Source organism: Polaromonas sp. P1_G2 (assembly GCF_056405515.1).
The window spans coordinates 1-10,659 of the sequence record NZ_JBFUBY010000138.1 but is presented as its reverse complement, the minus strand read 5'-3'; the positions used below and the strand labels follow the sequence as shown (position 1 = coordinate 10,659).

Sequence of the window (10,659 nt, the reverse complement as noted above, 5' to 3'; positions counted from 1 at the left end):
ATGTCTGGCTGGCGCAAGCGGTGGGCAGAGGCATCGCATACCCCTCCGTGCTGGATGCAGCTACTGGAAACATGATACGTGTCGTGCGCCACAGGGCTTTGATGGGACCCATGGCGTTAACGGCTTCGGCCGGCTTACTTTTAGCGATCAGCCCGCTGGAGATTTACGCCCTGGCCAAGCAAGGCGAGTATGCCGCCGATCTCGACAAACTGAACTCCGTCGGCTATGCCGGTCACGGCCTGCTCGCGAATTTTTACCGTGACAAAACTGCAGTGCAAGCCGGTATTTTCGCGGGAAGCGCGTTTCTGGACATCGTTGGCTCGTTGGCCGTGGCTGCCTGCGTGGTCAGCGGCGTCGGCGCTCCCTTAGCCATTCCCGTAGGCCTCGCGGTCACGGTAGTCACCGCGATATTCAGGATCGCGGAGTATGGTTTTATCCGAATAGCGGTGGAGAAGGCTGTCAATGCTATCCGCGACTACGTCGACCCCAACGACGCTTCGCGAAGAGGCGCGGTAGCTTATTTCGAAAACAGCCTGAACGCGCAGCATGCGTTGCTTTCCGACTCGGCGGAACTTAGCGTATATCTGACGGGGCTGCAGGCAAACCTCGGGGAGGGTAGTAGTGTGGTGTGGGTGGACACCCAGACGATGTCGCCGCAAGCCATGGAGCTGGCGGCGTTGACCCGCAGCTCCGTGGATGTGGTGACCGCAAAAGCCTATATCAAGCGGTTTCGTGACGGTATTTCGAGGCCCGATGCGTCTTTGAGAATTAACGCGGTAACGGGCGTGCTGGACCTGGATGCCGATGGCACGGCCCCGTATCTCCGCAAGCAATTGATAACCTTTCTCAATCCTTTGCTGGCGCCGGGCAAAGAGACGAGCACAACGGTGGCGGTGGGCGGGAAGACCAATGTAACCACCCTGAAGATCACCGCTGAGAACGGTAATGCGTATACCGTCACCAATAAGGGCTGGACCATCAATGACGGCAATGCGTCAAGCACCATGGATTTGAGGAACGTGGTGACCCATGTCGCGGACCGGGACAACACGAAGGTGTTGGGATTGCCGATAACAGTCAATGGTGGATTCGGTAACGACACTGTGATTGCCAATGCTTCGGCGATGAAATTTGATGGAGGGGGGGATGAGGATACCGTTGACTACAACGATTTGAAAGGCAGAGGCATCTCCATCCACAGTGAGTTGAAGGATGGGTACCGTATCGTGACAAAGGATGTGAACGGCCTCGAGTCCTACCATGAAACAATCACACAAAACAGCTTTGCGGCCACCAACGTGGGCATCAATGCGACAGGCCGTTATATCCGCATTTACCATATCCAGCCGGGTGCCTATCTGTCTCCCGCTGAGTTCCCGCCCAGATATCTCATCTATCCGTATAACTCGACAACCCTGTCGTTGACGGAATTGAAAGTGTTTAGCGGTGGAGTCAACCGGGCTGCCGGAAAAAGTATCGCGGTGAATGCCGATCAGCAATCCCCGTTTTATCACGATGACGTGCCCTTTCAGAAGGTGACTTTTGATTCCGCAATTAATGACAAGGCGCTCACCGATGGCCGTTTTGGGAGCGGCGCTGAGCCGGTCGTCGCCAAGGCGGGCCGCATTCTCAATGAGGACGACGCTTTTGGGATATACATCGAGCTCGATCTCGGTGCGTCGTATGCGATTGACTCAGTCGCCCTGTGGGGGAATGCAGGCCAGCCGGAGTGGAGCAACAATTTACGGGTCTATGTATCGGATAGCCCTTTTCCGTCAAATCGTCATCAGACTTACTACAACCTTGAGGTCGATTCCGATGTCGCCCAATTCGACGTCGCGAAAGTGGGCGCTGGATCCGTATCGCTCTTCACCGATACGCTGATCGGCATTGAAAACCTCATCGGCACGGAGCTGGGCGACAGCCTGACGGGCAACGGTGGCGGCAACGCGCTGTCCGGCGCCGCCGGCGACGACACCATTGACGGCAGCGGCGGCGCCGACACCTTGTACGGCGGAGATGGAAAAGATATCGACGTGGACCTCGGTGACTCCTACGACATCGACTCGATCGCGCTGTGGGGCGCGTCCGGTTATGCCGGCGCGAACAGCAATCTGCGGGTGTACGTGTCGGACACCAGGCCCGCCGTATCCTCGCCCACGGCCTACGCCGACCTGGCGGGCAATTCCGCGGTGCTGAAGATCGACCTGGCGGCGATTGCCGCAGGCACCGCCACGACGGTATACGACACGCTGACCAGCATCGAGAACCTGGTGGGCACAAAACTGGCCGACAGCCTGACGGGCGACGGCAACGCCAACGCACTGGTAGGCAATGAAGGCGATGACGTGCTCATAGGCGGGGCCGGCAATGACGAGCTGCAAGGCGGCGACGGTGACGACAACCTGGATGGCGGCGCCGGTAATGACACGCTGAGCGGAGACGGCGGCAAGGACAGCATCCAGGGCGGAGACGGCAACGACATGATCCAGCAGGACATCGACGCTTATACCGCCGGCAGTTCGGGCGTCTGGAGCACGCTGGACGGCGGCGAGGGCGCCGACACCGTGAACTACGGCTTCACCATCTTCCCCGGGGCTACCCGCACCGGCGCCGATGGCGCGGGAACGGAGGTGGGCATTGACGTCAACCTGCTGACCGGCCAGGCCGTCAAGTACCGGGGAACCGCCGACGGGACCACTTTCAGTGTGTATGACGTGCTGATCGGCATCGAGGGCGTGACGGGCACGCGCCTCAAAGACAGCCTGACCGGCGACGACAACGCCAATGCGCTGGACGGAGACGCCGGCAACGACGTGCTGGCCGGCAATGGCGGCGACGACATCCTGATGGGCGGCGAAGGCAAGGACACCGTCATCGGCGGTGCCGGCAACGATGACCTGGCCGGCGAGGCTGGCTTTGACAGCGTCAGCGGCGGCGACGGCGACGACGAGATAGAGCAGGACATTGAGGCCGTGAGCGACACGCTCGATGGCGGGGCCGGCCGCGACACGGCGGACTACAGCGGCACCGACCTGAGGGGGCTGGCCACAACCGGCATCGTGGCCAAACTGGATGCCGACGGCAAGGGCCTGGGCAATGGCACGGTGGTCAAAACCCTGGACGGCACCTTTGCGGCTGTTGGGGCCAAGGGCCAGTACATCCGCATTTACCACAACGATGATGCGCCAAATGTCCTTGGGTCGCTTCACCTGTCGTTGACCGAACTGAAAGTGTTTGCCGGAGGCAAGAACGTGGCCGCCGAGATCGCGAGTACGTCCGGCGCCGACGAGGGATTCGTTGCCGACGAAGGCAACAACCCTGGTGCACTCACGAATGCCAAGGTTGGTGGCGCGTGGAACGGAGAACTGTCCACCGGAAGTAATGTTGCTTATGCGTATGGAACGAAGAAGGCCTATATCGAGCTGAAGCTGGACAGCGTGCAGTACATCGACTCGATCGCCCTGTGGGGCCGGGATGGCACGCCGCTCTTTAGCGACAACCTGCGCGTCTACATCTCGGAAACACCGTTCAATCAGGACTTCCCCGCGCCGGGCAGCAGCCTCAACCCGTCTTACAAGGACTTGGCGGGCAACCCGAAGTTGACCCGTATAGATATCGGGAAGGTAACGACACCTTGTTGGGTGGTGGAGGCAATGACAAGCTATACGGCGATGCCGGCGCCGATACGCTCTACGGCGAGGATGGCGATGACGAGTTGAACGGCCAGGATGGCAACGATTACCTTGAGGGCGGCGTAGGCGCCGACACTCTGGTCGGTGGGAAGGGTTCGGATTCCTACATATTCGGACGCGGATGGGGCCGGGACGTGGTGAAGGAAAACGATACAACGCCCGGCAACACGGATGTGCTGAAGTTCTCCAATATCAGGGCCAACGAACTGTTTTTGCGCCGGGTTTCCGACAACCTGGAAGTCAGCGCCCTAGGCAGCGACGACAAGGTGACGATCGACGGCTGGTACCGGGATGGCAATGCTCATCATGTGGAGCAGTTCAAATCAGGCGACGGAAAAACCCTGTCGGACTCCAATGTGGACAAACTGGTCCAAGCCATGGCGGCCTTTGTCGGTACGCCGATGTCCACAAGCGCACTGCTGTCGAATTACCAGACAGTGATATTTCCTGTGCTGGCCGCTAACTGGCAGTGAATGGGCGGCCCTTGCGGCTGGTGCAAGGGCCGTAATAGAGGAATGAGCGGGGGCTTGCCCGTAGGGCCCGGCCCCTGCCCGCTCCGTGGCTTGTACGCCTTATTTCTTCATCTCGTCCTTGCCCATGGCGTCTTTTTTCATGCCGTCCTTGGACATGTGATCCTTCTTCATCTTGTCTTTTTTGGCCATCTTGTCGTCGTGCTTCATGCCGTCTTTGGCCATCGCGTCCTTGCCCATGGCGTCTTTACCCATCGCGTCCTTGCCCATGGCATCTTTCTTCATGCCATCCTTGGCCATGGCGTCCTTGCCCATGGCATCTTTGCCCATGGCATCTTTGCTCATGGCATCTTTGCCCATGGCGTCTTTTTTCATGGCGTCCTGCGCCAGGGCGCTGCCGCCGGCGGCGAACAGGCAGGCGGAGAGAAGGGCGGTGGTCAAAGTTTTGGTGTTGATGTTCATGATGATGTTGTCCTTGATGAAAGAGTGTTGGAAAGGTTTTGAAAAAAAACGGCAAGGGCTGGAGAGATACATGAATGCCTTGCCGGCGTTGCGGGGTCTCTGAGCGGGCTCAGCTACCTCCGAACCAGTTGTAGCCCTGGTCTTCCCAGTAGCCGCCAGGGTAGGTGTTGGTGACAAAAATCGCCTGGATGTGTTTGGGGTTCTTGTAGCCGAGCTTGGTGGGCATGCGCAGCTTCATGGGGAAACCGTATTTGGGCGGCAGCACCTGGCCGTCATACGTCAACGCGAGCAGGGTCTGCGGGTGCAGGGCGGTGGCCATGTCTATGCTGGTGAAGTAGTCGTCGGCGCATTTGAAACCGACGTATTTGGCTGTCGTGTCGGCGCCGACCTTGCGCAAAAAGTGAAAGAAGGGCACACCGCCCCATTTGCCGATGGCGCTCCAGCCTTCGACGCAGATGTGGCGCGTGACCTGGTCGGCCTGGGGCATGGCGCGCAGTTCGGGCAGCGACCATTTGCGCCTGTCGGCGACCAGGCCGGCGACTTCAAGGCGATAGCTTTCTTCCTCGACTTCGCGCACCTCGTCTTCGCCGTAGTAGGCGTTGAAGGGAAAAGGCCGCGTGATCATGGAATCGGGATAAGTGGGCGCCAGCCGGTTCGGGTCGAACAGTGATGCCTGCACGTCGTCGTTGAGGCGCGAGATGCGGGTGAGGGCGGTGTTGACGGATTCGCTGTCGTCGAGCATGCAGCCGCTCAGCATGGCCAGGCCGCCGAGGGTGAGGGAGCCGCGCAGGAAGTTGCGGCGGGCCTGGGAGAGCTTGTTTGCTGTGGCGATGCGGTCCACGGCTTCTTGAAGGATGGCGTCACCGTCGATGTGGGTGAGGCGCCTGGGGCGTTGGATATTCATGTTTGTTCCTTGAGGCTTGCGGGAATTGATCAGCGGCCGCGCAGCATGTAGACCAGCGTTTTGGGCACCAGGGCCACCATGACCAGGTGCACGGCGACAAAGCCGGCCAGCGCGGCCATGGCAAAAAAGTGGACGAGGCGCGCGCCTTCATAACCACCCATCAATTCACGCAGCAGCGGGAATTGCACCGACTTCCACAGCACCAGGCCGGACACGACGATGAGCACGCTGTCGGCCATTACAAAAAGGTAAGCCAGGCGCTGCACCATGTTGTAGTGGCGCGGGTCGGCGTGGGCCAGCTTGCCTTTGAGGGCGGCCAGCAGGTCGGCCGCGATGCCTTTGATGGAAAGCGGAAAGAATTTGTGGAACAGCCGCCGCGTGAAGAGGTTGAAGGCCAGGTAGAGGATGCCGTTGAAGAACAGCAGCCACATGGCGGCGAAGTGCCACTGCAGGGCGCCGCCCAGCCAGCCGCCCAGGGTGAGGTCTTTGGGAATCGCGAAGCCCAGGAAGGCGGTGGCGTTGTAGATGCGCCAGCCGCTCATCATCAGCACGACGACGGCCAGCGCGTTAAGCCAGTGCATGGCGCGCAGCCAGGCTGGGTGTATGGCTTGTTGTTTGCCTGTATTCATCAAGTGCTCCTTAAAGTTACCCGCAAAGCTCGCTGTCCCCGTGAGAGGGCGGGTATTGCGGCCGCGAAGTTGTTGCGCGTTGAGGTTTGGTCGGGCGGGGCGCGCTTTTCTTACAGTCCCCTGGTATTTATTTGCGGGCAAGGAAACTTGCGCCGGCAAGTGAGGCTGGATCAGCGCTCGCGTTGCACGGCGAAGTCCACGAGCTGGGCCTGGCGGACCCGGACCGTGGTTTTGAGGGGATCGCGAAGCGTTGGGCTCCAGGGCAGGGGAATGTTGTCCGGAGAGATCTCGAGCAGGTGTTCGCCGGCGGCGACCGACGGGAATTCATAGCGGCCCTGGGCGTCTGTTTGCGTCACGTAGCGCCGGTCAAGCATGACGGTGACGCCGGGCACGCCGCCTTCGGAAGCTTCGCGCCGGCCGTTGGCGTCGGCGTCAAAAAACACGGTGCCGGCCAGGCTGCCGGCGCCGGTTCCGGGCAGGCCGCCCAGCGGCGCGGTCGGCACTCCGGCATGGTCCTGGTAGCGCAGCAGTAACTGGATGCTGCGGTTGGCCTGGGTGTTGGCCACCGGTTGTAGCGTTGCCGCGGTCAGGGCCGAGACGACCAGCGCCTGCGGGGTTTCCCGGCCGCGCGACTCGGTGTAGCGCAAGGCCAGCGACCATCCGGCGGAAGCCTGCCAGTTCAGGCCGACGTTGGCGTTGAGTGATTCGCCGCCGTTGCCGCGCGTGCCGCGCAGGGAGGCATCCAGCGACCATTGGGGCCAGGGCGACACGGTGCCGAGCACGCCCCAGACCAATCCACTGGTGGGATTGGCGCTCCCGCGTATGCGCTCCAGGGCCAGTGAGGTGCTGAGAAGGGCCGTCCACAGCACGGGCCAGCTGTGGTCGACGCCCAGGCGCAGGGTGTGCGCGCCGCCGGAGGCCTTGGCCAGGTCGGCCCGCCACTGCGTCTGGCCCCAGTCGCCGTTGCGGTTCCATGACAGCTGGACGGCCTGGCCCGGGCTGGTGGTGGTGCGAAAACTCAAAGCGGCCCCGACGGTGTTGCTGATGTCCAGCAGGTAGCGGCCGTTCAGGTTGACGAACGCGCTGCGCCCGGAAGCACCACCGGCCAGCTGGCCGCCGCTGACGGTGTCGCTCAGTTCGGCGGCAAACCCGGCCTGCCACTGGCGTGTGGCGGTGTCGCCTTGCCAATACAGTCCCTGCAGGTCGCCGGCCAGCCCTGTGGCGCCCCAGCGCAAATTGGGCTCGAAGCGGAAAACGCCTGCGGACTGGCGCCAGCGTTCGGTGCGCCAGGCGGCGTCGAGCCAGAGGCCGGTTGCGCCACCGCTCTGTGTGGCCGTGCTTTGCACCATATTGCCCTGCAGGCGCAGGCCGCCAACACGTTCGTTGGCCGTACCGTAGCCGGCGGCCAGGCCRGATCCCCAGGGGGACGGCCCCTCCCAAGAGGCGGCGGCGAACCAGGCGCTGGTGTTTTGGCTGATGCCGGCGCCCGCGCTGTCTGGAATGTCCTTGCCGGTGATCAGCTGGAATGCCACGTCGCTGCGCTCACCCGTTTTGGCCGCCTTGCCGGCGGGCAGGCGAAATTGCGCGCCTGCCGACGTGATGCTGCTTGCCGAGCTTTCAAATCCGTTGCTGTTGAAGCCGGTGAAGAGGCCGGTGCGGCCGGTTGCCGCGTTGAGGGCTATGGAATCAGCGAGGTACCACTGGCCGCCCACGCCGTGGATCGGGGTTGACGGTATGGACACCCGGCCCGTGCCGCGCGCCAGCCGGGTACCGGTGGTGTTGATGTTGCCGGCGTTGTGGTTGGCAAGCCATCCACCGTCGAGCGGCAAGGCACGCTGGTCTATGCGCCAATCGCTGTCGCCGCCCTGCGCCCGGCCACTCGATGCGCCGGAGCCTTGCCGGGACAGGCTGGCATGGACGGACAGGGCGCCGTGATTGGGCGTTTCCATGAACCCGCCGAGGTCCAGTGCGCGGGTTGCGGTGTTTCCGTTTCCTGATTGCTTGAAGACGGCGTAGTCCGCGTGCCAGCTTCGCGGCCAGCCGGTTTCGTTGTACTCGCTGGCTTTGAGTTGGAGGCCGCCGTCGAGGCCGGRCTGGCCGTCCATGACACGGTCAACGTAAGAGCCTGCAGCCTGCGTGCTTGCCGGCTGGCCCAGCGCCGCGGCGCTTGTGAAGAGCATGCCCAGGCCCGCGAGGCCGCGGCGGCACCATGGCGTGAAAAGAAGCAGGAGGGCGGCGGGCGAATGCGCCTGCCCTTTCATGGCGCGAAGCGCTGTTCGAAGTTGTGTGTCTTGCCCTTGCCCCATTCGAGCTTTCCGCGCACTGTGACGGGAAAGCGGATGGTCGCAGTGCTGTCCTGGTCGCCGGGGCTCGTCGCATTCAGGGCAATGCTGCGTGTTTCGCCGGGCAGTATCGGGGTGTTGGCGGGCGAGAATTCGAGCGCGGTGTTTGACGCGTCCGTGCCGCTCAGGAAGCCGCCGACGCGGCCGTGGGCCGTGCCCTTGTTGCGTATTTGCAGGACGGGTGTGGGCTGGCCGTTCACGGCCTGGACTGACGCCCCGGCGATGCTCAAATCCGGTGCGGCGCCGCCGACGGCCACATAGACCACGATGCCCAGGCGGACTGAAAACGGGATGGGCGGACCGGACTCCATGCGGGTGAGCTGCTCCTGGCCTTCGAGCAAGATGGCAAAACGGCACTCCCCGGCTGGGGTGTCGGGTGGGACGTCGATTTCGAAACGGAAACGGTAGGGCCGCCCGCCCGCCATGATGAGCTCGCGCCGCTCGATGGCGACCCATGGCCGGCAACTGCCGGGCTGCAGTTCGTCGGAGAAGGTGGCCGCGTTGTCCGCTCCAAGGCGCCAGTCGGCCGTCTTGATGCCGAAGCTGGCGGAGGTGGGCGACACATTGGTGATTTCGATGACCTGCCGGCTTCGCTCACCGGGTTTGAGTTCGAGTTCAAAGCGCGGGGGAGATACTGCCAGCGCGAACTCACCGGCCGCGGCGTTGGATGTGATCAATATCATCGCAAAGAAAAAAAGGCCCATCGCGCAGCACCGGACGGGCGCCAACCGGGGATTGGTCATGGGGTATCCACCTCAAAATAAAACTGCAGCGACTGCGGCGACACCAATGCCCTGCCGTCGGTCCTGAGCGTCAGCTCGAGGGTCTCTTCGAGTGACGCCACGCCGGCTCCTTCAAAAACCAGCGTGCGCGCGCCCGAGCGGACGGTTCCCGGCAGCAGGCGGCCTTGGGTACGCCACGCGGCATGGACGGGTTCGCCTGCCACCGGTGCCAGCCCCATATAAAGTTTGACGGGCTGGTTCAGCCAGCGCGACAGGTTCAGGCGCAGGGCCACGCGCACGCCGGCCTCGACCGAGTTGTCGGCCCCGCGGCCTGGAACCAGTTGCCGCCAGCGCATGGGGACAACGCCCTGGCTGACGACGGTGCCGCTATCGTCCACACGCGTTGTGCCGGCTAGCGCGCATTGCTGGGTGATCAGGCCCGCCGCCAGCAGGCCTGTCGCGAGGATGATTCGCGCCAGGCGCGATGGCTTGATCATCATGGCGCCGTCAGGGTGTAGCTGACCCTGCCCGTGAAGCTGCCTGAGCCCACGAACTGCGCATTGGCGTAGCTGAACTGCAGGCAGCTTTCAAACCAGGTGTTGCGTGCGATGCTCAACAGCGTTTGCGATGCGCCACCGACAAATGTGCCGCTGGAGATGGTCGGCGCCGCGTCGGATGTGCCGGCTGAAACCCATGACACCGTGCTGAAAGGAATGCTGTTTCCGCTGGCGTTCACCAGCGACGCCGGCGTTGTCGCGCTGAGGGTAGCGTTGGTGGCCGAACCCGGCGCGCGGTAGAAGCCGCCGACATAGACCTGTGCGGGTATCGTGCAAAACGCGCGGCCATCGTAGGGACTCGTCGCCACGGTGCTATCGCTGGTCATGGCAATGGAGCCGCCACCCAGATTGGCTGCTGGAACAGTGACACTGACGCTGTTGATGGTGGCGTTGTTGCCGGGCGTGCCGCCTGAGTTGAAGTTTCCCCCCGTCATGGCGCCGGAACCTACTTGCAGAAACAGTGAACGGGTACCGGGTGTAATGCTGAAGGAAAAGGCTTGGACAGCGGTGCACAGCAAGGCGCTGCCGATGCCGATGAGCCCGCTGCGCGCGACCGGTGTACCGCAGCGAAAAGGCGATGCGAAGGCAAGGGGGCGCATGGGCGTCGCTTTAAGCTGTTCAGGGCGGGATCAAGGAAATGGCCTCACGGAGGAGGCCATTTTTTTAGGAATAAGGTGAAAGATCAGAGCTGGGTGGCGGTGTAGGTGACGCGGCCGTTTTTGGCGATCGTGCCGCCATAGGTGCCGGCGGCGGGAATGTTTGCATTGAGGTAGCTGTAAGTCCACTTGCCTTCGACGCGGACCAGGCGGTTGGTGGCCGTCAGGGTGGCGGCCGTGCCGGTGCCGCCGGAAGCGCCGGTGTTGAAGGCCGGGTGGGTG

General features: G+C 62.7%; 9 protein-coding genes and 1 pseudogene. 2 read left to right on the top strand and 8 right to left on the bottom strand.

The annotated features are described in order from the left end of the window. The first annotated feature begins 20 nt into the window (after positions 1-20). Together AC1D0P_RS14995 and AC1D0P_RS14990 are read left to right on the top strand one after the other, a co-directional pair. Positions 21-3,722, top strand: a complete 3,702-nt coding sequence (locus tag AC1D0P_RS14995) for a hypothetical protein (protein WP_477677470.1) — start codon at positions 21-23, stop codon at positions 3,720-3,722. After that, a complete protein-coding gene (locus tag AC1D0P_RS14990; protein ID WP_477677469.1) occupies positions 3,638-4,168 on the top strand; it encodes a calcium-binding protein in 531 nt (176 codons plus the stop codon). Before AC1D0P_RS14995 ends, AC1D0P_RS14990 begins: the two co-directional genes overlap by 85 nt. Positions 4,169-4,267: 99 nt before the next feature. On the opposite strand, the gene AC1D0P_RS14985 is transcribed toward AC1D0P_RS14990, so the two are convergent. The 8 genes and pseudogenes from AC1D0P_RS14985 to AC1D0P_RS14950 form a co-directional block, all read right to left on the bottom strand. After that, positions 4,268-4,627, bottom strand: coding sequence for a pentapeptide MXKDX repeat protein (locus tag AC1D0P_RS14985; protein WP_477677468.1), 360 nt, complete (start codon positions 4,625-4,627; stop codon positions 4,268-4,270). 109 nt (positions 4,628-4,736) lie between these two features. Next, positions 4,737-5,531 (bottom strand): molybdopterin-binding protein, encoded by a 795-nt coding sequence (locus tag AC1D0P_RS14980; protein ID WP_477677467.1) that lies wholly within the window; start codon positions 5,529-5,531, stop codon positions 4,737-4,739. A 29-nt stretch (positions 5,532-5,560) separates the two neighbouring features. Continuing rightward, positions 5,561-6,160 carry a cytochrome b/b6 domain-containing protein gene (locus tag AC1D0P_RS14975; RefSeq protein WP_477677466.1) on the bottom strand — a complete coding sequence of 200 codons (600 nt, stop codon included), beginning with the start codon at positions 6,158-6,160 and terminating at the stop codon, positions 5,561-5,563. 170 nt (positions 6,161-6,330) lie between these two features. Continuing rightward, positions 6,331-8,340, bottom strand: a complete 2,010-nt coding sequence (locus tag AC1D0P_RS14970; RefSeq protein ID WP_477677465.1) for an SdrD B-like domain-containing protein — start codon at positions 8,338-8,340, stop codon at positions 6,331-6,333. Positions 8,341-8,417: 77 nt separating this feature from the next. Beyond that, positions 8,418-9,179 (bottom strand): COG1470 family protein, encoded by a 762-nt coding sequence (locus AC1D0P_RS14965; protein WP_477677464.1) that lies wholly within the window; start codon positions 9,177-9,179, stop codon positions 8,418-8,420. A 62-nt stretch (positions 9,180-9,241) separates the two neighbouring features. Then, positions 9,242-9,724 carry a hypothetical protein gene (locus tag AC1D0P_RS14960; RefSeq protein ID WP_477677463.1) on the bottom strand — a complete coding sequence of 161 codons (483 nt, stop codon included), beginning with the start codon at positions 9,722-9,724 and terminating at the stop codon, positions 9,242-9,244. Further along, a complete protein-coding gene (locus AC1D0P_RS14955) occupies positions 9,721-10,380 on the bottom strand; it encodes a hypothetical protein (RefSeq protein WP_477677462.1) in 660 nt (219 codons plus the stop codon). Before AC1D0P_RS14955 ends, AC1D0P_RS14960 begins: the two co-directional genes overlap by 4 nt. An 83-nt stretch (positions 10,381-10,463) precedes the next feature. Further along, positions 10,464-10,659: pseudogene (locus AC1D0P_RS14950) on the bottom strand (hypothetical protein); the annotation flags it as partial.